Source organism: Saccharopolyspora taberi (assembly GCF_039534165.1).
Taxonomy (GTDB): domain Bacteria; phylum Actinomycetota; class Actinomycetes; order Mycobacteriales; family Pseudonocardiaceae; genus Saccharopolyspora_D; species Saccharopolyspora_D taberi.
Genome location: NZ_BAAAUX010000012.1, coordinates 22008 through 45024, shown reverse-complemented (window position 1 = coordinate 45024; position 23017 = coordinate 22008). Strand labels below are relative to the sequence as shown.

Annotated in this window: 22 protein-coding genes; 20 read left to right on the top strand and 2 right to left on the bottom strand. The window is 71.0% G+C overall.

Annotated features, from left to right (window positions below; translation table 11 throughout):
* Positions 1-3 precede the first annotated feature (3 nt).
* The 4 genes from ABD691_RS12745 to ABD691_RS12730 all read left to right on the top strand — a co-directional run bounded on the left by ABD691_RS12745 (position 4) and on the right by ABD691_RS12730 (position 4857).
* Positions 4-1539: an ABC transporter substrate-binding protein gene (locus ABD691_RS12745; protein WP_344679830.1), complete on the top strand. Its 1536-nt coding sequence runs from the start codon at positions 4-6 to the stop codon at positions 1537-1539.
* Positions 1536-2480, top strand: coding sequence for an ABC transporter permease (locus tag ABD691_RS12740; protein ID WP_344679829.1), 945 nt, complete (start codon positions 1536-1538; stop codon positions 2478-2480). Before ABD691_RS12745 ends, ABD691_RS12740 begins: the two co-directional genes overlap by 4 nt.
* Positions 2481-2542: 62 nt before the next feature.
* A complete protein-coding gene (locus ABD691_RS12735) occupies positions 2543-3331 on the top strand; it encodes an ABC transporter permease (protein WP_344679828.1) in 789 nt (262 codons plus the stop codon).
* Positions 3328-4857, top strand: a complete 1530-nt coding sequence (locus tag ABD691_RS12730) for an ABC transporter ATP-binding protein (protein ID WP_344679827.1) — start codon at positions 3328-3330, stop codon at positions 4855-4857. Before ABD691_RS12735 ends, ABD691_RS12730 begins: the two co-directional genes overlap by 4 nt.
* Positions 4858-5284: 427 nt before the next feature.
* On the opposite strand, the gene ABD691_RS12725 is transcribed toward ABD691_RS12730, so the two are convergent.
* The gene (locus tag ABD691_RS12725; RefSeq protein WP_344679826.1) at positions 5285-5854 is read right to left on the bottom strand and encodes a GNAT family N-acetyltransferase; all 570 of its coding nucleotides are present in this window, start codon (positions 5852-5854) and stop codon (positions 5285-5287) included.
* Between the two features lie 89 nt (positions 5855-5943).
* Between ABD691_RS12725 and ABD691_RS12720 the strand changes: the two genes are divergently transcribed.
* Positions 5944-7089 (top strand): GTP-binding protein, encoded by a 1146-nt coding sequence (locus ABD691_RS12720; RefSeq protein WP_344679825.1) that lies wholly within the window; start codon positions 5944-5946, stop codon positions 7087-7089.
* Positions 7090-7170: 81 nt separating this feature from the next.
* Here the strand turns inward: ABD691_RS12720 and ABD691_RS12715 are convergent, their stop codons facing one another.
* Positions 7171-8088, bottom strand: coding sequence for an alpha/beta hydrolase (locus ABD691_RS12715; protein ID WP_344679824.1), 918 nt, complete (start codon positions 8086-8088; stop codon positions 7171-7173).
* Between the two features lie 235 nt (positions 8089-8323).
* Here ABD691_RS12715 and ABD691_RS12710 point away from each other — a divergent pair, with 235 nt between their 5' ends.
* The 15 genes from ABD691_RS12710 (at position 8324) to ABD691_RS12640 (ending at position 22914) form a co-directional block, all read left to right on the top strand.
* Entirely contained in the window at positions 8324-9142 is an 819-nt protein-coding gene (locus ABD691_RS12710) for an NmrA family NAD(P)-binding protein (protein ID WP_344679823.1), read from the top strand.
* Between the two features lie 34 nt (positions 9143-9176).
* Positions 9177-10403, top strand: coding sequence for an NAD(P)/FAD-dependent oxidoreductase (locus ABD691_RS12705; RefSeq protein ID WP_344679822.1), 1227 nt, complete (start codon positions 9177-9179; stop codon positions 10401-10403).
* Between the two features lie 665 nt (positions 10404-11068).
* Entirely contained in the window at positions 11069-11725 is a 657-nt protein-coding gene (locus ABD691_RS12700; RefSeq protein ID WP_344679821.1) for a response regulator transcription factor, read from the top strand.
* A 336-nt stretch (positions 11726-12061) separates the two neighbouring features.
* Entirely contained in the window at positions 12062-13576 is a 1515-nt protein-coding gene (locus ABD691_RS12695; RefSeq protein WP_344679820.1) for an FAD-dependent monooxygenase, read from the top strand.
* Positions 13577-13622: 46 nt separating this feature from the next.
* Positions 13623-13952 carry a TcmI family type II polyketide cyclase gene (locus ABD691_RS12690; RefSeq protein WP_344679819.1) on the top strand — a complete coding sequence of 110 codons (330 nt, stop codon included), beginning with the start codon at positions 13623-13625 and terminating at the stop codon, positions 13950-13952.
* Between the two features lie 34 nt (positions 13953-13986).
* Positions 13987-14235, top strand: a complete 249-nt coding sequence (locus ABD691_RS12685; RefSeq protein ID WP_344679818.1) for an acyl carrier protein — start codon at positions 13987-13989, stop codon at positions 14233-14235.
* A gap of 71 nt (positions 14236-14306) precedes the next feature.
* The gene (gene fabG, locus ABD691_RS12680) at positions 14307-15092 is read left to right on the top strand and encodes a 3-oxoacyl-ACP reductase FabG (protein WP_344679817.1); all 786 of its coding nucleotides are present in this window, start codon (positions 14307-14309) and stop codon (positions 15090-15092) included.
* 62 nt (positions 15093-15154) lie between these two features.
* Entirely contained in the window at positions 15155-16099 is a 945-nt protein-coding gene (locus ABD691_RS12675; protein ID WP_344679815.1) for an aromatase/cyclase, read from the top strand.
* Entirely contained in the window at positions 16096-17508 is a 1413-nt protein-coding gene (locus ABD691_RS12670; RefSeq protein WP_344679814.1) for an FAD-dependent monooxygenase, read from the top strand. Before ABD691_RS12675 ends, ABD691_RS12670 begins: the two co-directional genes overlap by 4 nt.
* On the top strand, positions 17487-18296 hold the full coding sequence (locus tag ABD691_RS12665; protein ID WP_344679813.1) for an SDR family oxidoreductase: 810 nt from the start codon (positions 17487-17489) through the stop codon (positions 18294-18296). Before ABD691_RS12670 ends, ABD691_RS12665 begins: the two co-directional genes overlap by 22 nt.
* Before the next feature lie 110 nt (positions 18297-18406).
* Positions 18407-19675, top strand: a complete 1269-nt coding sequence (locus ABD691_RS12660; protein WP_344679812.1) for a beta-ketoacyl-[acyl-carrier-protein] synthase family protein — start codon at positions 18407-18409, stop codon at positions 19673-19675.
* Positions 19672-20886: a ketosynthase chain-length factor gene (locus ABD691_RS12655; RefSeq protein ID WP_344679811.1), complete on the top strand. Its 1215-nt coding sequence runs from the start codon at positions 19672-19674 to the stop codon at positions 20884-20886. Before ABD691_RS12660 ends, ABD691_RS12655 begins: the two co-directional genes overlap by 4 nt.
* Positions 20887-20929: 43 nt before the next feature.
* Entirely contained in the window at positions 20930-21190 is a 261-nt protein-coding gene (locus ABD691_RS12650) for an acyl carrier protein (RefSeq protein ID WP_344679810.1), read from the top strand.
* Between the two features lie 260 nt (positions 21191-21450).
* Positions 21451-22632, top strand: coding sequence for a cytochrome P450 (locus ABD691_RS12645; RefSeq protein WP_344679809.1), 1182 nt, complete (start codon positions 21451-21453; stop codon positions 22630-22632).
* Between the two features lie 87 nt (positions 22633-22719).
* The gene (locus ABD691_RS12640) at positions 22720-22914 is read left to right on the top strand and encodes a ferredoxin (RefSeq protein WP_344679808.1); all 195 of its coding nucleotides are present in this window, start codon (positions 22720-22722) and stop codon (positions 22912-22914) included.
* The last annotated feature ends 103 nt before the right edge of the window (positions 22915-23017 follow it).

The following is a 23017-nucleotide window of genomic DNA, read 5'->3' as shown; positions in this document are numbered from 1 at the left end:
GCCATGACCTTCCGCACGAACCGCCGCGCCTTCCTCGGCCTGACCGCCGCGACCGCGGTCGCGCTCACCGGCTGCGCGGGCGGCGCGGCGTCCGGCCCGGGCGCTCCGCGGCCCGGTGGGCGCCTCCGCGCCGCCTTCCCCGGCGGGGGCGGGGACGAGGTGCTCGACCCGCACGAGACGGACCTGTACTCCGAGATCGCGCGGGCCAAGGCGCTGTTCGACAAGCTCGCCGACTACGGCTCCGACATGTCGCCGCAGCCCCGCCTCGCCGAGCGCTGGGAGCCGAGCGCGGACCTGACGACCTGGCGGATCACCCTGCGCCAGGCCAACTTCCACGACGGGAGACCGGTGCGCGCGGCCGACGTGCTGCACAGCTACGAGCGCATCACCCGCGCCGACAGCAGCCGCCGGGCGAAGGCGAGCCTGTCGGTGATCGACCTGCCGGCCAGCCGGGCGATCGACGACCGGACCGTGGAGTTCCGCCTGAAGCGCCCGTACGCGGAGTTCCCGAACGCGATGGCCACGCTGGGCGCCTACATCGTGCCGGAGGGCGCGGAGAACTTCGACCGGCCGATCGGTTCCGGGCCGTTCCGGTTCGCGTCCTTCCAGCCGGGGCGCAGCTTCCTGGCCACCCGCAACCCGGACTACTGGGACGGGCCGCCGCACCTGGACGAGCTGGAGATCGTCATCAGCAACGACGAGGCCGCGCGGGTCAACGCGCTGCTGGGCGGTCAGGTCGAGTACGCCCACGACCTGACCGCGACGACCGCGCGCAGCCACGAGAGCTCCGGCCAGGTCGCCATCCACCGGCTGCCGATGAGCAACTTCCACGCGCTGGCGATGAAGGTGGACCGGCCGCCGTTCGACAAGCCCGAGGTGCGGCAGGCGTTCTTCCACCTCGTCGACCGCGAGGAGCTGGTGCGGTCGGTGCTGCAGGGCTCGGGCCAGGTCGGCAACGACCTGTTCGGCAAGGGCTACCAGTACTACGCCGACTCGCTGCCGCAGCGCGGCCAGGACATCGACCGGGCCAAGGCGCTGCTCAAGCAGGCCGGGGCGGAGAACCTGGTGGTCGACCTCGACACCTCCGACGTCTCGCCGGGGCTGCGCGAGGGCGCGCTGGCCATCGCCGACCAGGCCCGCAAGGCGGGGATCACGCTCAACGTGCGGCTGGGCAACAAGGACACCTACTGGTCCGACATCTCCAAGCAGGGCGTGATCGCCAGCTACCGCTCCGGCGGCATGCCGATCGAGTCGCACATCTCCCAGCGGTTGCTGACCGGTTCCACCACGAACAACACGAAGTGGAAGCGCCCGGAGTTCGACGCCCGCTACCAGGAGGCGCAGTCCACACTGGACGAGGCGCGGCGCGGTGAGCTGTACTTCGAAATGCAGCGCCAGCTCTTCGAAGAGGGCGGTTTCGTCTGGTGGGGCGTGTCGGACTGGATCGTGGCCTCGGCCCACAACGTCGGCGGCATCGACGACCGGGCGCCGGCCAACACCCTGGACTGGGCGCGGTTCGACAAGGTGTGGTTGGGGTGAGCCTGACCGGCTACGTGCTGCGGCGGATCCTGTTCGGCGCGGTCCAGGTGCTGCTGGTCATGGTGGCGGTGTTCTTCCTGACCGAGGCGCTGCCGGGCGACGCGGCGGTGACGATCGCCGGGGACAACCCGGACCCGGCGATCATCGCGCTGCTGCGGGAACAGCTCGGGCTCAACGAGCCCGCCTGGCAGCGGTTGTGGGAGTGGATGCTGGGTGCGGCGACGGGCGACTTCGGCACCTCCCTGGTGGGGCCGCGCCCGGTCGCCGAGATCATCGGGTCGACGCTCGGGCCGACCGTGCTGCTCGCGGTGCTGACGCTGGCGCTGCTCATCCCGATCTCGGTGGGGCTGGGCGTGTGGGCGGCCAACCGCGAGGGTGGTGCGGTCGACCGCGCCGTCACCACCGCGACGCTCGGGCTGTACTCGGTGCCGGAGTTCGCGATGGGGATCCTGCTGGTGACGGTGTTCGCGGTGCGGCTGGGCTGGTTCCCGCCCACCGCGGTCGGGACGGATCTGCTGGCGCGGCCGGGGGTGCTGGTGCTGCCGGTGCTGGTCCTGCTGCTGCGGCCGATCTGCTCGCTGAGCAGGCTGATCCGAGCGGGCATGATCGAGGCGCTGCGCTCGGGTTACGTCCGGCAGGCGCGCCGGGCCGGGCTGGCGGGTGCGCGGGTGCAGCTCGCGCACGCGCTGCCGAACGCGATCGCGCCCGCGGCCCAGCAGCTCGCCCGGACCACCGACTGGCTGATCAGCGGGGTGATCGTGGTGGAGGCGATCTTCGTGGTCCCGGGCCTGGGCACGACGTTGGTGGAGGCGGTCTCGGCCCGGGACCTGCCGGTGATCCAGGGGTTGGCGATGGTGTTCGCGACGACCACGGTGCTGGTGAACCTGGCGGCTGATGTGGCGGCTCGGGTGCTGGCGCCCACGTCGGAGGTGGGACGGTGACGGGCCTGCCAACTCGAACAGATCGGCCGGTGGAAGCTCCGTCAACTCGTAGAGGTCTGCCGATGAGACGTTATCTGCTCGGCGGGGTGCTGCTTGGGATTCCGCTGTTGCTGGCCGTTTTCGGACCCCTGCTGGCGTCCGATGACACGGCGAAGGACGCCGCCTTCACGCTCGGCGGCGGGCACCTGTTCGGCACCGACTTCGTCGGCCGGGACGTGTGGAACGAGGTGCTGCTCGGCGGTCGTTCGATCGTGCTCGTCGCGGCGCTGGCGACCGCGGCGACGTACCTGCTGGCCGTTCCGCTCGGCCTGGTCGCGGGCATGACCAGGAACCGGCTGCTCGACGAGGTGGTGATGCGCCCGCTGGACCTCGTGCTGGCGATCCCGTCGATGCTGGTGCTGTTGCTGCTCGCGTCGATCGCGCCGAACGTGCTGTGGGTGCTGGTCGGGATCGTGGTGCTGATCAACCTGCCGGACGTGGTCCGGATCGCGCGGGCTTCGGCGCTGTCGCTGTCCGGCAGGCCCGCGGTGGAGGCCATGCGGTTGCAGGGGGAGAGCCGGTTGCGGATCGGCGTCGGCTACGTGGCGCGGGCGATGGGCCGGACGCTGGCGGCCGACCTCGGCACCCGGTTCACCGGGGCGATCTACCTGGTCGCGTCCGCGAGCTTCCTCGGTGTGGGGGTGTCGCCGCAGACCAGCGACTGGGCGGCGATGGTCGACCGGAACCGCACCGGACTGTTCATCCAGCCGTGGGCGGTCGCGCTGCCCGCGTTGCTGATCATCGCGTTGTCGGTGGGAGTGAACCTCGTGTTCGACCAGTGGTGGCGCAACCGCTCGGAGGTGCGCCGATGACGGCGGTCGAAGTGCAGGACCTGGTGGTGTCGCTCGGCGGCGGACGGCTGGTCGACGGGGTGAGCTTCGCCTTGCCAGCCGGGGAGGTGACGGCGCTGGTCGGCGAGTCCGGCAGCGGCAAGACCACGACCGGGCTGGCGCTGCTCGGCGAGCACCCGCCCGGTGCGGTGGTCGAGGGGCGCATCGAGATCGCGGGGTCCGACGAGGACCGCCCGGTCGTCGGCCACATCCCGCAGCAGCCTTCGGCCGCGCTCAACCCGGTGCGGCGGATCGGCCCGGTGCTGACCGAGATGGCGCTCCGGCACACCGCGCCGGGCCCGCGCGGCGAGCGGCGGCGCGTGGCGCGCGAGCGGGTGCTGGAGGCGCTGCGCCGCGCGCAGCTGCCGGAGGAGGCGTTGCGGCGCTATCCGCACCAGCTGTCGGGCGGGCAGCAGCAGCGGGTCGTGCTGGCCCAGGCGCTGGTGTGCCGTCCGCGCGTAGTGGTAGCCGACGAACCGACGACGGGCCAGGACGCCCTGACCCGCGAGCAGATCGTCGAGGAGCTGCGCGTGCTCACGGCCCAGGGCATCGCGGTCCTGCTGCTCACGCACGATCTCGACGTCGTGCGGTCGCTGGCCGACCAGGTGCTGGTGATGTGCGAGGGGCGGATAGTCGAGGCGGGGCAGGCGAAATCCGTGCTGAGCTCACCGGAGCACGAGTACACGCGGCGACTGGTGGCGTCCCAGCCGTCCGGCGCGGTCGATCCGGTTCCGGCGCGCACCGGGGAACCGCTGCTGTCGGTGCGAGATCTGGTGGCAGGGCACGGGAAAACCAACACGCTCCGGGACGTGACGCTGGACATCGGCGCGGGTGAGCGGATCGCGGTCGTCGGACGCTCGGGCAGCGGGAAGACGACACTGGCAAGGTGCGTCGCCGGGCTGCACCCCAGGCGCGCCGGGGAGATCGTGCTCGACGGCGAGGGACTTTCCCCGAGGCTGCGCGGGCGAACGCGCGAGCAGCTGGCCCGCGTCCAGTACGTGTTCCAAGATGCCCGGGCTTCGTTCAACGAGTTCGTGCCCGTCGTGGACCAGGTCGCCCGAACCGCCGAGCGACTGCGCGGCACGTCCCGCCCGGACGCCCGGTCCCGCGCACTGGCGATGCTGGAACGCGTCGGACTGGCGGAGGACGCGGTCCGGCGACGACCGATGTCGCTGTCCGGCGGGGAGTTGCAGCGAGCGGCGCTCGTGCGGGCCCTGCTGGCGGAACCGGACCTGCTGATCTGCGACGAGATCACGTCGGGCCTCGACACCGTGACCCAGGCGGGAATCCTCCAGCTGCTCCGGGAATTGCAGGACGGTTCCGGCTGCGCCCTGCTGCTGATCACCCACGACCTAGCCGTGGTGGCCGAGATCGCGGAGCGGGTCGCGGTCGTCGACCAGGGCGAGATCGTCGAGACCGGCTCGACCGCGGAGGTGCTGCGGGCACCGCGGCACCCGGTGACCAGTGCACTGGCACGGGCATCCGGCGAGGTGGTGAACTCGGGCTAGGGGCGAAACGGAACTTGCCGCCACCCACCCCAACGCGCCCAGCAAATGCCCCCACCTACAAGGGCGGGGTTTGGTTCTCATCCCGTCGACCTGGCGCAGCCCGATCAGACCGTGTCAAGGGGGCACCGACCAGCAAAACCGCAGCGGACCAACACAAACGGCCCCCTTGACGCGGTCTGATAGCCCTCCGTGGAGGTCGACGGGATGAGAACCACCCCAACCGAACCGCAGCCGGACAGCCCCCACTCATCCCGGAGACCTGCCTGGGGTCCGGGGGCGGCGAGCGCCCCGGAACCACCCACGCAACGGAACCCGAACCGGCAGAGCCGCTTCGGTCCCGGAGACCTGCCGGGGGTCTGGGGTCGGCGAGAGCCCCAGAACCACGAGCCCTACCGGACTCCGAATCGGCCCTACGGCCCCCCCAACCTCAAGCCGCCCGACGCCCCACCGCACTACGAGACAACGGAATCTCAAAGTGAATGCTCGGACTGTGCCCGGAACCGCGCGCGTCATAGACCTCGGTAGCGACGCTGCGCCAGAACGGCTCGGCGCCGGTGATCGCGGGATTGGTGTGCAGATAGATCGTCTCGTAACCCTCGGTGCTCGCGGCGAAGTCGCGGGCCATCTCGACCAGCGCGCGGGCGAGACCGTGCCTGCGGTGGTCGCGGTCGACGTAGACGCGGAAGAGCTGGGCCGCGGTGCCCGCGTAGCGGTCGACGATCCACTGCGGGTGCGGCGGGCACTTCGGGCCCTGGGAGCGGACCGCCGTGGTGGCCGTGACCAGGCCGTCCCGGACCGCGACGAACAGGGCGTGCCGCGGGTTGCGCAGGTACGCGCCCTCGATGTCGACGACGTCGGCGTGCCAGGCGGCGTGGTAGCCGTGCCCGAACTCCCGGTAGAAGGTGTCGAGCATGACCTTGCGGGCGCCGTCGGCGTCCTCGGGCCTGGCGGCGCGGACGATGTAATCCCCGATCCGGTGTTCCTGGTTGTGCTGCATGGGCGGCCTTTCGCGAGATGTGGGGAGACGGGGTCCTCTCGCGTGCGGACTATACAATGACATTCATTTCCAATAATGCGAGGGATGCTGTGCACGATCGGCTACCGGTGACGGTGCTCTCCGGGTTCCTGGGCGCGGGCAAGACGACGCTGCTCAACCACGTCCTGCACAACCGGGACGGCCTGCGGGTCGCGGTCGTCGTCAACGACATGAGCGAGATCAACATCGACGGCGCGCTGGTCCGCGACGGCCTGTCGCGCACCGAGGAGCGGCTGGTCGAGATGACCAACGGGTGCATCTGCTGCACCCTGCGCGACGACCTGCTGACCGAGGTCGACCGGCTGTGCGCGGCGGGCCGGTTCGACTACCTGCTGATCGAGTCCTCCGGCGTGTCCGAGCCGATGCCGGTCGCCGCGACGTTCTCGTTCGCCGGCGAGGACGGCGCGCCGCTGCTCTCCGGAGCCCGGCTGGACACGATGGTGTCCGTTGTGGACGCCGCGAACTTCGGCGCCGAACTCGCGCGCGGCGACGGGCTCGCGGAACGCGGCATCGACCAGTACGAGGACGACGAGCGCACGATCAGCGACCTGCTGGTGGACCAGGTCGAGTTCGCCGACGTGCTGGTGCTCAACAAGACCGATCTCGTCGATCCGGCCGAGCTGGACCGGATCGAGGCCACGCTGCGCAGGCTCAACCCCGCCGCGCAGCTGGTCCGCGGCAGCTTCGGGCGGGTGCCGGTGGAGCGGATCGTCGGCACCGGACTGTTCGATGTGGACCGCGCGTGGCAGGCGGCGGGCTGGGTCGCCGAGCTCAACGGCGCCGAGCACGTCCCCGAGACCGAGGAGTACGGCATCGGCAGCCTGGTGTTCCGCTCCCGGCGGCCGTTCCACCCGGGACGGCTGTTCGACTTCGTGTCCACGATGGACGAACCGCGGTTCGGTTCGATCGTGCGGTCCAAGGGCTTCTTCCGGCTGGCCTCGCGGCCCGATGTCGTCGGGCTCTGGTCGCAGGCGGGCGCGGTCGCCCGGTTCGAGCCGCAGGGTGGCGCGGGCGATTCGGTGGAATCGCAGGAACTGGTGTTCATCGGCGTCGGCCTGGACCGGGAAGCGCTGCTTGCGGAACTGGAGAAATGTTTGCTCACCGATGCCGAAGCAGCTGCGGGCGAGCACGTGTGGCGTGATTATGACGACCCGTTCCCGGAGTGGGATGCGCCGGCCGTGGCACACCGTCACTGAAAACGTTTTTCCCCAGGTCGGGAAAAGTTGGAGCACCCGCCGAAACGCGCCGGAAGAATTCCGGCGCGTTCCGGCGGGAGGTCATTCCGCCGAGGTGACCAGCGGTTCCGGGCGCGGTTTTCCGAGGTGGGCCAGTTCCCGTTCCGCGATGCATTGCTCGGCCACCGACAGCGCCTTGAGGTGGTAGGAGCGCGCGGTCTGCCCGAGGCTGATGTTGTGCCCCGCGCCGGGGTGCCGGTGCACCTCCACGCGGGGCGCCGCAGACAGCCGGTCGGCGATCGACCGCAGCGCCACCTCGTCGTGGCGCCACCACTTCTCGTGCTCGGCGAAGGTGAAGTGCACCGGGACCGCTACCGCCGGCGCCAGCCGGGCGAAGGTCTCCGGCCACTCGGTCGCCTCCTCGACCTCGCGCAGCGGCGCCAGCGCGACCATCTCGCGGGCCTGCTCGAAGGTCCCCGGCGGGTAGAGGTGCGGCGGGCCCCAGTGCAGCCACCACGGCCTGCGGTCGGGGTCCTCCAGGAACTGGCGCACCCCCGGCGCGAACTGCTCCGCGCAGCCGGAAATCTCCAGGCCGAGCAGGTCGAGATCGGGGCGCCGGGCGGCGGTGCTGAGCGCGAGCTTCCCGCCGTAGGAGTGGGCGAGCACGAAGATCCCCGCTCCGACCGGACGCGTCCGGGCGAACTCGTGCAGGGCGTCGGCGAGCGTGTCCGTCTGGTCGGCCAGCGACAGCCCGTGCGGCAGGTGGTCGGCGCTGCGGCCGTACCCGGGGCGGTCCACCGCGAGCACGGTGAAGCCGAGCTTCGCGCCCAGGGACAGCAGCGACTGGTCCTCGGTGGACCGGCCGTGGAAGTACCCGGCGCGCATGCCGCCGCCGTGCACGGCGAGCACCACCGCGCGCGGCGGGTGCGGTGGTTCGGCCAGCAGTGCCGAGATCGGGGTTCCGGAGGCGTCGAGAATGATTTCGCGAATTCCGTCAGCAGCTTGCTCGGCGGGGTGCACGATCCGAAATCGTCGGCCGCTCCGGTGCGCGTGTCAAACGAGCACCGGGACAGTGCCACGTCAAATCCACGTCAATTCTTTCAAAAACCGCGATGTCGGGCCGGTCAGGCATTGTTCAAATACGGGTGACGAAGGCCACAGTCGCTTGACCTCGACTTATCTCGAACAAGAAGGATCTGCGTTGCGAACCGGCGGGAACTTCCGCCGATGACGGATCGATGAATGCGGAGACGACATGATCCTGGTTACCGGGTCGACCGGCAATGTGGGACGCGCACTGGTCAAGGAACTCGTGGATGCCGGCGCCGAGGTCCGGGGCCTGACCCGGAACGCGGCCGGGGTGGACCTGCCCGGGGCGCAGGTCGTCGAGGGCGATCTCGGCAGGGCCGAGTCGCTGGGCGAGGCGCTGGCCGGCGTCAAGGGCATCTTCCTGTTCCAGTGCGGCAACGAGGCCGCCGTGCTGCGGGCCGCCAAGGAGGCCGGCGTGGAGCGGGTCGTCCTGCTGTCCACTGTGGCCACCAAGACCAGGCCGGAGTCCACCATCGGCCACGACCACCTGCAGGCCGAGCACGCGATCGCCGACTCCGGGCTGAGCTGGACCTCGCTGCGCCCCGGCGGGTTCGCGTCGAACACCCTGGGCTGGGCCCCGATGGTGCAGGGCGGCGTGGTCCACGCGCCCTTCGCCGACGTGGCGCTGCCGACGATCCACCCCGGCGACATCGCCGCGGTCGCCCGCGCGGCGCTGCTGGAGGACGGCCACGACAACCGCGTCTACCAGCTGACCGGACCGGAACTGGTCACCCCGGGCCAGCAGGTCGCGGCCATCGGCAAGGCGATCGGCCGGGAGCTGGAGTACGTCGAGATCAGCCGGGAAGCCGCCAGGGAGGCCATGATCGCGCACATGCCCGCCGAGATCGTGGACGCGACCCTGGACTTCATCGGCAGCCCGACCGAGGAGGAGCTGCACATCGTCCCCACCGTCGAGAAGGTGACCGGCAAGCCCGCCCGCAGCTACGAGCAGTGGGCGCTCGAAAACGCCGACCGCTTCCGCTGATCGCCGCCCGGCGACCTCGCGTGAGGAGTCAACCGTGGTCCAGCACTTGGTGGTCGTCGGGGCGTCCCTGGCCGGCCTCCGCGCCGTCGAAGGCGCCCGCGACGCCGGGTTCACCGGTGACATCACCCTGATCGGTGCCGAACCGCACCTGCCCTACGACCGGCCCCCGCTGTCCAAGCAGTTCCTGGCCGCCGAGGAGGAACCCGCCCTCCCGGTGCTGCGCGACCGCGCGGGGTACGCCGAGGAGCTCGGCGTGCGGCTCCGGCTCGGCTCCCCGGCGCGGGAGCTCGACGCCGAGCGGCGGGTGGTCTCGGTGGACGACGACGAGATCGGCTACGACGCGCTGGTGATCACCACCGGGGCGGGCCCGCGGTGGTTGCCGGGTGCGGGCGACCTCGCGGGCGTCCACGCGCTGCGGACCGTCGACGACGCGCGGGCGGTCCGGCGGGCGCTCGACGGCGGTGCGCGGACCGTCGTCATCGGCGCCGGCTTCATCGGGTCGGAGGTCGCTTCCAGTGCGCGCGGCCGGGGGCTGCCGGTCACCGTGCTGGAGGCGCAGCCGACCCCGCTGGTCCGCGCGATCGGCACCGAGCTCGGGTCGGTGTGCGCCGAGCTGCACCGGGCGCACGGCACCGATCTGCGCTGCGGTGCGCAGGTCGCCGGGATCGAGGGCGACGGCCGGGTCGAGCGGGTCCTGCTGTCCGACGGCAGCAGCCTGCCTGCGGACCTGGTGGTGCTCGGACTGGGCGCGACCCCGTCGACCGCGTGGCTGCGCGGGTCCGGGCTGGAGATCGACAACGGCATCGTCTGCGACGACTCGTTGGCGACCGGGGTGCCGGGCGTGCACGCGGCAGGCGACGTCGCCCGGTGGCACAACCCGCTGTTCGGCCGCCGCATGCGGCTGGAGCACTGGACGAGCGCGGCCGAGCAGGGCGCCCACGCCGCGCGCAACGCGGTGACCGGGGCCCGGGAGCCGTACTCGGTGGTGCCGTACTTCTGGTCCGACTGGTACGGCACCCGGATCCAGTTCGCCGGCGTTCCCGACGCGGACGAGGTCGAGGTCTTCGGCGACGTGGACGGTCGCCGGTTCGTCGCCCTGTACCGCTCGGACGCCCGGCTGACCGGAGTGCTGGCGGTGAACCGGCCCTCCGACATCGTGAAGTACCGCTCGCTGATCAGGAAGTCGGTGAGCTGGGACGAGGCGCTGTCGTTCGCGCGCGAGCGGCAGCGCAGGGTGCCTGCCGCGGGGGCCGTCGGCTGAGGTCACCGCGGGCCCGGTGCCCGCTGGAAGTCCGCCCGGTGGTGGATCTCCGGGCCGCTCGGCGGCCCGGGTTCCCCACCGGGTTTTTTCATGGGGCGGACGCTCTTAAACGTGTAAATGATCGGGGACATTAACGCTCGGTCCGCGGTGGTCGAGAAAAATTCACAAATCGGCCCGGAGGCTTCGCCGGGCGGCCGATGAACGTGCAATGCCCTGTTCGGGCCATTGCACGATGTCGAACAGATCCGTTTCGCTGGTTCCTTCGGATCAGTATCGATCAGGGTCCTACGCTGAACGAGTGAACGGTTCGCACCCTGATGACAGCAGAAACAACCGCGTGTACATTTCTTGCCACTGGCGCATTGCGGGGACTGGGGAGCACAAGGATTAACTTGGTTTTGCTGTCTCCTTCGGGGGCGATGCCGTGGACCCGGGCGGCATCCGGATGTGTGGACGGTCCGGTTGCGTGATTGAAATGCTGTCTCGGGGTCTTCTGTCGGACTGGTATCCCTACGTTGAGAAGCGGGAGTCTGAACAGGTATGGATACGGTTGATCACCGCAGTGTCGGAACTGGTGGGCCGGGGGAGAGGATACTTTCCGTTCGCTGCGGTTCGGCAATCCGCGCGTTTGGTGCCTGCTCCTCTTTATTAAGGGGTCGTTAAACGTGCGAGTATTGTTGGTGGAGGGAGACGAAACAGCGGCCGACGGCCTCCGGCGGGAGTTGGGGCGGCACGGGTTCGTGGTCGACGCCGCGGGTTCGGGTGCGGCGGCCATGGAGTCGGTGCACGAGTTCGAGCTGCTGCTGCTCGACCTCGAACTCCCCGATCTCGACGGGCTGGAGGTCTGCCGCCGGATCCGGGCGCACTGCGACATCCCGATCATCGCCACCAGCGAGCGGGACACCGAGGTCGACCGGGTGATCGGCCTGCGCGCCGGCCTGGACGACTACGTGGTCAAGCCGGTGGGCCTGCAGGAGCTGGTGGCCCGGATGCACGCGGTGATGCGGCGGATGCGACCCCGGCGGGTCCCCGGCCAGCTGCTCGCGCACGGGAACCTGGTGATCAGCCCCCGGACCCGCGAGGTCCGGGTCGACGACCGCCTGGTGTTCGTCACCAGGAAGGAGTTCGACCTGCTCGCGCTGCTGGCCTCCGAGCCCGGTGCGGTGTTCTCCCGCGAGCGGATAGTGGCAGCGGTCTGGAAGGACGACTCGTCACTTACCAGTCGCACGATAGACACCCACATCAGCACCCTGCGCAATAAACTCGGATCGAGGTCGTCCATAATCACGGTGCGCGGAGTCGGTTTCCGGCTCGGTCCTTAGCCGAAGTTGTGCCCGCCCGGTGGCGGTGCTCCTTCTCGGGAGCGCCGCCGCCGGGCTTTTTTGCGTTCGCCGCCCTTTTGTCCCGGGGTGGGGATGCGGATTGCGGTCGGGGCGGGGTAGTATGTGCGCAAGATCACTCTTTGCGTGGATTTTGCACTTCGGTGACGCGATTCTGCGGTCGTCCTGTAGTTCTTGTGTTTTCTTCGAAAGAATTGTAGAAACCCGCACTCGGAACTCCTTGAAACGGCGACTTCGGCGTGGAAATACTGGAGTCGTTCGAAGTTCTTCGGCGCTCGTGAATTGCTGCCATCCGCAGCCGGATTCGAGGTGGGGGAAATGGGTTCTTTCCCGCGTGCGGTCACACCTGGGGACCAGGCCAGGGAACTGGACGCCGAGGTGATCGTGGTCGGTGCGGGCCCGGTGGGGCTGATGCTGGCCGGGGAGCTGCGGCTGGCGGGCGCCGAGGTCGTGGTGCTGGACCGGCTGCCCGAGCCGACGACCGAGTCCCGCGGCCTGGGCTTCACCGCCCGGACCGCCGAGCTGTTCGCCCAGCGCGGCCTGCTCTCCCGGTTCGAGTCCGCGGAGGCGAGCCCGAAGGGGCACTTCGGCGGCATCCCGCTGGACTACAGCGTTCTCGAGGGCTCCCACTTCGGGGTCCGCAACGTCGAGCAGAGCCAGACCGAAGCGGTGCTCGGTGGCTGGGCCGCCGAACTGGGCGCCGACATCCGGCGCGGGCTGGAGGTCACCGGGGTCGAGGACCTGGGCGACCTCGTCGAGGTGGCGGTCACCGGTTCCGCCGGTCCGCAGCGCCTCCGGGCCGCCTACCTGGTCGGCGCCGACGGCGGGCGCAGCACGGTCCGGGCCCTGGCCGGCTTCGACTTCGTCGGCACCCCGGCGACCTGCGAGATGTTCCTGGCCGACGTGCGGGGCTGCGACCTGCGCGCCCGGTTCATCGGGGAGAAGGTCGCAGGCGGCATGGTGATGGCCGCGCGGCTGCACGACGACGTGGACCGGATCATCGTCTGCGAGCGCGGCACCCCGCCGCGGCGGCGCACCGGCCCGCCGAGCTTCGCCGAGGTCGCGGGCGCGTGGCAGCGGCTCACCGGCGAGGACATCAGCGGCGCGACCGCGCTGTGGGTGAGCTCGTTCAGCGACGCCACCGGGCAGGCCACCCGGTACCGCCGCGGCCGGGTGCTGCTGGCGGGCGACGCGGCGCACATCCACCTGCCCGCGGGCGGCCAGGGCCTCAGCGTCGGCGTGCAGGACGCGGTCAACCTCGGCTGGAAGCTCGGCGCCGAGGTGACCGGGACGGCCCCGCCCGGACTGCTGGACAGCTACCACGACGAGCGCCACCCGGTCGGCGCCCGGGTGCTGCTGAACACCCAGGCGCAGGGACTGCTCTACCTCAGCGGCAGCGAGGTCGAGCCGCTGCGCGAGCGGATGACCGCGCTGATGCGGCTCGACTCGGTCGGCCGCCACCTGTCCGGCATGGTCAGCGGCTTCGACGTCCGCTACGACGTGGGCGAGGGCGACCACCCGCTGCTGGGCATGCGGCTGCCCGACCAGCAGATCCGGACCGCGTCCGGACCGGCGCGCACGCTGGAGCTGCTGCGCCGGGGCCGCGGCCTGCTGCTGGACCTGGCCGACGACGCCGGGCTCCGCGGCGAGATCACCGGCCACGACCTCGAAGTCGTCACCGCGACCGCTCCCGAGGGCACCCCGCTGGCGGGCACCACCGCCGCGCTGGTCCGCCCCGACGGCTACCTCGCCTGGGCCGCGCCCGGCGGCGCCGACCCGGCCGCCGCGCTGGAGCGCTGGTTCGCGAACCGCTCACCCGCGCTGGCCGGCTGACGCCGGTCCCCGAGTTCCCGCACCGAAGAAGAGAAGGAGCGCACGCATGCACAGCACGCTGATCGTCGCCCGGATGGATCCCGCGTCGACCGAGCCGGTGTCGAAGCTGTTCGCCGACTTCGACCGCACGGACATGCCCGAGCGCATGGGAACCCGCCGCAGGCAGCTGTTCTCCTACCAGGGCCTGTACTTCCACCTGCAGGACTTCGACTCGGACCACGGCAGCGAGGCCATCGACTCGGCCCGCTCGCACCCGCTGTTCGTGGGGATCAGCAACGACCTGCGGCCCTACATCAACGCCTACGACCCGGAGACCTGGCGCTCGCCCGCGGACGCCATGGCCACCCGCTTCTACCACTGGGAACAGCAGTCCTGACCGGGCTGACGACCAGAAGGGCAAGGACACCGCGATGACCCGAACCAAGCTCACCCTCGACGACCTGACCCGGATCCTGCGCGAGGGCGCGGGCGAGCAGGAGGACGTCGACCTCAGCGGCGACATCCTGGACACCGAGTTCGCCGAGCTCGGCTACGACTCGCTGGCGCTGCTGGAGACCGCGGCGCGGATCAGCCGCGAGTACGGGCTGACGATCGACGACGACGCGGCCACCGCCGCCACCACCCCCCGCAAGCTCCTGGACGTGGTCAACCAGGCGTGACCCGGCGCCGCGCTCCCCGGCGGCGCGGCGTGAACCGACTTCCCACCACCACACCGGATTGGAGTTCTCCCATGTCCAGCAAGGAAACCAAGACCGCCATCGTCACCGGTGCGACGAGCGGCATCGGCCTGGCCGTGACCCGGCACCTGGCCGAGCAGGGCCACCAGGTGTTCCTGTGCGCGCGGGACGCAGACAACGTCGCGCTGACCGTCAAGGAGCTGCGCGAGGAGGGCTTCGAGGTCCAGGGCAGCACCTGCGACGTGCGCTCGGCCGAGGAGATCCGCGGCTTCGTCGAGGCCGCGACCGAGCAGTACGGGCCGATCGACATCCTGGTCAACAACGCGGGCCGCAGCGGTGGCGGGGTCACCGCGGACCTGACCGACGAGCTGTGGTTCGACGTCGTCAACACCAACCTCAACAGCGTCTTCCTGATGACCCGCGACGTGCTCAGCGTCGGCGGCATGCGGGACAAGTCGTGGGGCCGGATCGTCAACATCGCCTCCACCGCGGGCAAGCAGGGCGTGGTGCTGGCGGCGCCGTACTCGGCGTCCAAGCACGGCGTGGTCGGCTTCAGCAAGGCGCTGGGCAACGAGCTGGCGGCCACCGGGATCACGGTCAACGCGGTGTGCCCCGGTTACGTGGAGACGCCGATGGCCGCGCGGGTCCGGCAGGGCTACGCCAACGCCTGGAACACCACCGAGGAAGACATCCTGGAGCGCTTCAACGCCAAGATCCCGCTGCGGCGCTACTCGACGCCGGAGGAGGTCGCGGGGATGGTCGGCTACCTCGTCACCGACACCGCGGCATCGGTGACCTCGCAGGCCATCAACGTCTGCGGCGGCCTCGGCAACTTTTAGAGCGGGTCGACGGCTCTTTTCGCACTCAGCAGCAATCCCCGAACTCATCCAGGAGTGACGTGATGTCCCAGCCCGGAACCCGGGAAGTCGAGCACTCGATCACCGTGCAGGCGCCCGCCAAGACCCTGTACCAACTGCTGGCCGAGGTGGAGAACTGGCCGCTGATGTTCCCGCCCAGCGTGCACGTCGAGTGCCTGGAGCGCGGCGAGCGCGAGGAGCGGATCCAGATCTGGGCGGTCGCCAACGGCGCGCCCAAGACCTGGAAGTCCCGCCGGGTCCTCACCCCCGAGGACCTGCGGATCGAGTTCCGCCAGGAGGTCTCCACGCCGCCGGTGGCCGCGATGGGCGGCACCTGGATCATCGAGGCGGTCTCGGAGAACGAGTCGCGGGTGCGGCTGCTGCACGACTACCGGGCGATCGACGACGACCCGGACTCGCTGGCCTGGATCGACCGGGCCGTGGACCGCAACAGCGGTGCCGAGCTCGCCGCGCTCAAGGCCAACGCCGAGCTCGCGCACGGTTCCGCCGAGCTGCTGCTGACCTTCGAGGACTCGGTGCAGATCGGCGGTAGGTCCCGGGACGTCTACGACTTCATCAACGAGGCGCAGCTGTGGGAGGCGCGGCTGCCGCACGTCGCCCAGGTGCGCCTGGAGGAGGAGACGCCGGGGCTCCAGCTGCTGGAGATGGACACCCGGACCAAGGACGGTTCGGTGCACACCACGAAGTCGGTCCGGGTCTGCTTCCCGCACGACCGGATCGTCTACAAGCAGACCCAGGTGCCCGCGCTGATGACGCTGCACACCGGGAAGTGGACGCTGGTCGACAACGACGAGGGCGTGCACGCCACCTCGCAGCACACGGTCATCATCAACGAGGCCAACATCGAGGAGATCCTCGGCGCCGACGCCGACGTCGAGCAGGCGCGCAACTTCGTCCGCAACGCGCTGGGCAACAACAGCCTCGCGACCCTCCGGCACGCCAAGGAGTTCGCGGAGCGCCGGAAATGACCGGGCCGGAGGTCGTGGTCGTCGGAGCGGGCCCGGTCGGCCTGCTGCTCGCGGGCGAGCTGCGCCTGCGCGGGATCGAGGTGCTGCTGGCCGACCGGCTGGCCGCGCCCATGACCGAGTCGCGGGCCTCGCAGCTCAACGCGCGCACCGTCGAGCTGCTGGACGAGCGGGACCTGCTCGGCCGCTTCGCCGGGATCGAGCACGTCGACCGCGGCCACTACGCCGGGCTGCCCGTCGAGGTGTCGGGCACCGACAGCGCCCACGACGGGCTGTGGAAGTTCCCGCAGTACGAAACGGAATCCGCGCTCCGGGAGTGGGTGGCCGAGCTCGGGGTGGACTTCCGCCGCGAGTACGAGCTGCGCGGGCTGACCGACGCCGGTGACCACGTGGAGACCGAGTTCGCCACGCCGAAGGGCACGGTGCACGTGCCCGCGGACTACGTGGTCGGCTGCGACGGCGCGGACAGCGCGGTGCGGCGGCTGGCCGGCATCGAGTTCGTGGGCGCGGACCCGACCAGGGAGCTGCTGCGGGCGGACGTGACCGGGATCGACGTGCGGGACCGCCGGTTCGAGCGGCTGGAGCACGGGCTCGCGGTCGCGGCGACCCGCGCGGGCGTCACCCGGGTCATGGTGCACCAGTTCGGCGGGCCGGTCCCCGTCCGCGACGCCGCGCCGCCGTTCGACGAGGTGGTGCGGACCTGGGCGAAGCTCACCGGTGAGGACATCGGGGCCGGGACCGCGGTCTGGGTCGATTCCTTCGACAACACCAGGAAGCAGGCCGCCGAGTACCGGCGCGGCCGGGTCCTGCTGGCCGGGGACGCGGCGCACGTGCACATGCCGATCGGCGGGCACGCGCTGAACCTCGGTCTCCAGGACGCGTTCAACCTCGGGTGGAAGCTGGCCGCGCAGATCCGGGGCTGGGCGCCGGAGAACCTGCTCGACAGCTACCACGACGAGCGGCACGCGGTGGGCGCCGCGGTGCTCGACGACGTCGCCGCGCAGGAGCTGCTGCTGCTCGGCGGCCCCGAGGTGGACGCGATGCGCGCCGTCCTCAGCGAGCTGCTGGAGCTGCCCGACGCCCGCGCGAACATCGTCGCGACCGCCAGCGGTCTCGACGTCCGCTACGGGCCGGATGGCGCGCGGATGCCGCGGATCGAACTCGACGGCGGCAGCACGACCCAGCTGCTGCGGTCCGGGCGAGGTCTGCTGCTCGACCTCTCCGGCGACGAGGGGCTCCGGGAGGCCGCGGCGGGCTGGGCGGACCGCGTCGACCTGGTGGCGGCGCGTCCGGCGGAAGACGCCGCGGGGCAGGCGTTCCTGGTCCGCCCGGACGGCTACGTCGCCTGGCGGTCCACATCGGACGAACCGTTGCCGGTGAGCCTGCGCCGGTGGTTCGGAGTGCCGCGATGACCCGGCTCGGCGGCAAGGTGGCCCTGGTGACCGGCGCCAGCCGCGGGATCGGCGCGGCCATCGCGAAGCGGCTGGCGGCCGAGGGCGCGCTGGTCGCCGTGCACCACGGCCCGAAGACCGACGCGGACGAGGGCCGGGCGGACGCGGCGGCGGAGACGGTGGAGCAGATCCAGGCGGTCGGCGGCTGCGCCTTCGCCGTGGCCTCGGAGTTCGGGGTGCCGGGCGACGTCGAGTGGCTGTTCAGCGAACTCGGCTCCGCGCTGCGGAAGCGGCTCGGCACCGCGCACCTCGACATCGTGGTCAACAACGCCGCCGTGCAGGGGCGCGCGGCGGTGGAGGAGGTCACCCCGAAGCACTTCGACCGGGTGCTCGCGATCAACGCCAGGGCGCCGTTCTTCGTCGTCCAGCACTCGCTCGGGCTCCTGCGCGACGGCGGGCGGGTCATCAACATCTCGTCCGGGCTGACCCGCACCGCCGAACCCGGGGAGCAACCGCGGGAAACCGTGCACGCCATGTCCAAAGCGGCGCTGGAAATGCTCACCCTGCACTTCGCGCGTCCGCTCGGCAGGCGCGGCATCACGGTCAACACGGTGGCCCCGGGCGTGGTGGACAACGGGGACCCCGCGCTGCGCGACCCCGGCCTGCGCGCCGCTCTGGCGGGTCTGTCCGCGTTCGGCAGGTTGGGCACTCCCGCCGACATCGCAGACGTCGTCGGGTTCCTGGCCTCCCCGGAGGGCCGGTGGACGACGGGGGCGTGGATCGACGCCACCGGAGGGACCTTGCTCTGACCGGGCGAGGTGTTCGGACCCGGGGCCGACGACGCGGTCGGCCCGCCAAGCAACGCCTGGCGGCCCGCCGGCAACGGCGGGTGGGCCGCCATCGACAGGAGGAGTCTCTGGTGAGACGTCGAGTGGTAATCACTGGGATCGGTGTCCTCGCCCCCGGAGGGGTGGGCACCAAGAACTTCTGGAGCCTGCTGACCGAGGGCCGCACCGCGACCCGCACGCTGACCTTCTTCGACCCCGCGCCGTACCGGTCCAAGGTCGCCGCCGAGGTGGACTTCGACGCCGCCGCTGCCGGGCTGCGCCCGCAGGAGATCCGGCGGATGGACCGGGCCGCCCAGTTCGCGGTCGTGTCCACCGGCGAGGCGATCGCCGACAGCGGCCTGGAGATGCACGAGCTCGACCCGCACCGGGTGGGCGTGAGCATCGGCAGCGCGGTCGGCGCCACCATCAGCCTGGAGGACGAGTACCGGGTGGTCAGCGACGACGGCAGCAAGTGGCTGGTCGACCACACCTACGCGCCGCCGCAGCTCTACCAGCACCTGGTGCCGAGCTCGTTCGCGACCGAGGTCGCGTGGGCGGCGGGAGCGGAGGGGCCGGGCACCGTGGTCTCGACCGGCTGCACCTCGGGCATCGACTCGGTGGGCTACGCCTGCGAGCTGATCCGCACCGGTGTCACCGACGTGATGATCACCGGCGCCACCGACGCGCCGATCTCGCCGATCACCGTCGCCTGCTTCGACGCGATCAAGGCGACCACGGTGCACAACGACGACCCCGAGCACGCCTCGCGGCCGTACGACAGCACCCGCAACGGGTTCGTGCTGGGCGAGGGTTCCGCCGGTTTCGTGCTGGAGGAGCTGGAAAGCGCGCGGCGCCGGGGTGCGCACATCTACGCCGAGATCGCCGGCTACGCCTCCCGCTGCAACGCCTACCACATGACCGGCCTGCGGGCCGACGGCCTGGAGATGGCCGAGGCGATCCGGGTCGCGCTGGACGAGGCGCAGCTGGCGCCGGAGGCCATCGACTACGTCAACGCGCACGGCTCGGGCACCAAGCAGAACGACCGGCACGAGACCGCCGCGTTCAAGCGCAGCCTCGGCGAGCACGCCCACCGGGTGCCGGTCAGCTCGATCAAGTCGATGGTCGGGCACTCGCTCGGCGCGATCGGCTCCATCGAGATCGCCGCGTCCGCGCTGGCGATGGACAACGACGTGGTGCCGCCGACGGCGAACCTGCACAACCCGGACCCGGAACTCGACCTCGACTACGTACCGCTGGAGGCCCGCGAGCACCGCACCGACACGGTGCTGACCGTCGGCAGCGGGTTCGGCGGGTTCCAGAGCGCGATGGTGCTGACCACACCGGAGAGGAGCGCCGCATGAGCGCCGCAGTGGTGGTGACCGGGATCGGGGTCACCGCGCCCAACGGACTCGGCACCGACGACTTCTGGGCCGCCACCCGCGACGGCCGCAGCGGGATCGGACCGGTCTCGCGGTTCGACGCGACCGGCTACCCGGCGAAGCTCGCGGGCGAGGTGCCCGGGTTCGTCCCCGAGGAGCACCTGCCGAGCAGGCTGCTGCCCACGACCGACCACATGACCCGGCTGGCGCTGGTCGCCGCGGACTGGGCGTTCGCCGACGCCGGGGTCGAGCCCGGGGAGCTGCCGGAGTTCTCGGCCGGTGTGGTCACCTCGGCCTCGGCGGGCGGGTTCGAGTTCGGCCAGCGCGAGCTGGAGAACCTGTGGAGCAAGGGCAGCAAGTACGTCAGCGCCTACCAGTCCTACGCCTGGTTCTACGCGGTCAACACCGGCCAGGTCTCCATCCGCAACGGGATGAAGGGCCCCAGCGGTGTGGTGGTCAGCGACCAGGCAGGCGGGCTGGACGCGATCGGGCAGGCGCGCCGCCTGATCGGCAAGGGGACCTCGCTGGTGCTCTCCGGCGGCGTCGACGGCTCGGTCTGCCCGTGGGGCTGGGTCGCGCAGATGTCCGGCGAGCGCATGTCCACCGAGGACGATCCGGAGCGGGCCTACCTGCCCTTCGACGCCGCGGCGGGTGGCCACGTCTCCGGTGAGGGCGGCGCCCACCTGGTGCTGGAGGACGCCGACGCCGCGCGCGAGCGCGGGGCCGAGTCGGTGTACGGGGAGATCGCGGGCTACGGGTCCACGATGGACCCGAAGCCGGGCAGCGGCCGGGAACCCGGGCTGCGCAAGGCGATCGAGATCGCGCTCGCCGACGCCGGGGTACGCCCGGCCGAGGTGGACGTGGTGTTCGCCGACGCCGCCGCCATTCCGGAACTGGACCGCGTCGAGGCGGAGGCGATCAGCGCGGTGTTCGGACCGCACGGCGTGCCGGTCACCGCGCCCAAGACGATGACCGGCCGGCTCTACGCCGGTGCCGCCCCGCTCGACGTGGCCGCGGCGCTGCTGTCGATCCGGGACGGGGTCATCCCGCCGACGGTGAACGTGGAGCGCGCGCCGGAGTACCGGATCGACCTGGTCACCGGCGAGCGGCGGGACACCCCGGTCCGCACGGCGCTGGTGCTGGCGCGGGGCCACGGCGGGTTCAACGCCGCGCTGGTGGTCCGGGCCGCGTGAAGCACGAACTGACAGCCAACAGCCGAGGAGAGGACCACCAGGCATGACCGCGAAGCAGTTCGGCATCGAGGACCTCAAGCGCATCCTGCGCGAGGGCGCGGGCGAGGGCGCGGACCTCGACGGCGACATCCTCGACGTCCCGTTCGAGGACCTGGGCTACGAGTCGCTGGCGCTGCTGGAGACCGGCAGCCGGATCAGCCGCGAGTTCGGCGTCGAACTCGAGGAAACCGAGATGACCGATGTGGACACACCGCGTGCACTCATCGACGTGGTGAACGCGCAGCTGCTGGCTGCGCGCGCTTAGGACTTGTCTTCGAACTCACCTTGCGTACCGGTGCGGGTGGCGGAACCTCAGGCGCCCGCTGGCTGCGGGTTCTTTTTCCGACGTATGTCCAATACGACGGAAAAAGCTGTCCTCGCCGGCGAACGCCTGAGAACCCGCGGCGGTGCCGGTCGGCGGGGTGGGCTAAGCGGCTGCGCCGCTTGAAGACATCTCCGGACCGAGAAAACCCGTTCCCGCGCGGTGGTTGCCGCGCGGGAACGGTTCGAACCAAGGAGCTCCGCGTGACCACCGTGCTTCCCAAGTCCGACATCGATCTGTACTCCGACGAAGTGATCAGAGATCCGTACGAGGCCTACCGGGAGCTCAGGGGGCTCGGCTCCGCGGTGTGGCTGGAGCGCTACGAGGTGTGGGCCGTGGCCCGGTACCAGCCGGTCTACGACGCGCTGCACGACCACGAGACGTTCTCCTCCGCCTCCGGGGTGGGCATCACCGAGCGACTGAACAAGGCCCAGCACGGCAGCAGCCTGACCAGCGACCCGCCGTACCACGACCTGGTGCGCGGGATGGTGGCCAAGCACCTGACCCCGAAGGCCCTGCGCCAGTTCCACGCCTACGTCCAGGAGTGGGCGGACCGGCTGGTCGACGAGCTGATCGAGAAGGGCTCGTTCGACGCGGTCACCGACTTCGGCCAGGCGTTCCCGCTGGCGCTGGTGCCCGACCTGCTGGGCTGGCCCATCGACGAGGGCCGGGAGCGGCTGCTGGACTGGGCCTCGGCCGGGTTCAACGCCTTCGGCCCGGCCAACGAGCGGACCCTGGCCGGGATCCCGCTGCTCCAGGAGATGGGCGAGTTCCTGCACCGGATGTCGATCCCGGGCAACCTGCGCCCGGACAGCTGGGGCGCCCAGCTGGTGGCCGACGCGGAGCGGGGCGAGATCGGCAAGGAGCTGCTCCCCGCGCTGCTGGGCGACTTCCTGGCGCCGTCGATGGACACCTCGGTCAGCGCGCTGGCGAGCCTGCTGTGGCTGCTGGGCACGCACGAGGACCAGTACCGGGAGATCCGGGAGGACCGCTCGCTGATCCCGGGTGCCTTCAACGAGATCATCCGGTTCGAGTCCCCGCTGCGCGGCTTCACCCGGCTGATGACCCGGCAGAAGGCGATCGGGGACGCGGAACTGCCCGCGGACTCGCGGGTCCTGCTGCTGTACGGCTCGGCCAACCGCGACGAGAACCAGTGGGACGCGCCGGAGAAGTTCGACATCAAGCGGGCCAACTCCGGCGAGCACGTCGGTTTCGGGCACGGCATCCACGGCTGCGTCGGGCAGGCGCTGTCCAGGCTGGAAGGCCACTCGCTGCTGACGTCGCTGGCGAACAAGGTGAGCCGCATCGAGGTCGGCGAACCGGTCTGGCGGCTGCACAACACGATCCGCGGCATCGAAACGCTGGAAGTCCGCCTGCACGTCTGAGGCGGCTTCGCGCCAAGGGGGGCCGGCGTCTCGCCGCTTCGGACGACAGGCACGGGTTCGAACGACAGGAACAGGAGAGGCAGGAGCATGAAGGTCACGGTGGACAGGGAGCGCTGCGAGGGGCACGGGCTCTGCGAGGACGTCGCTCCCGAGCTGTTCGAGCTGGACGACGAGGGCGAGCTCGTCATGCACTTCGACGACGCGGAGATCCCGGCCGAGTACCGGGACCGGGCCGCGCGGGCGGTGAAGGTCTGCCCGATCGCGGCGCTGCGTGAGGTGTGATTCTCCGCGCTCGCCCGGCGCGGCGGTGCGGGTAGCGGAACCTCAGACGGCCGCGCCGGTTGCGTGCGTGGACTAAGCGTCCGCGCCGCTTGGAGATCAACGA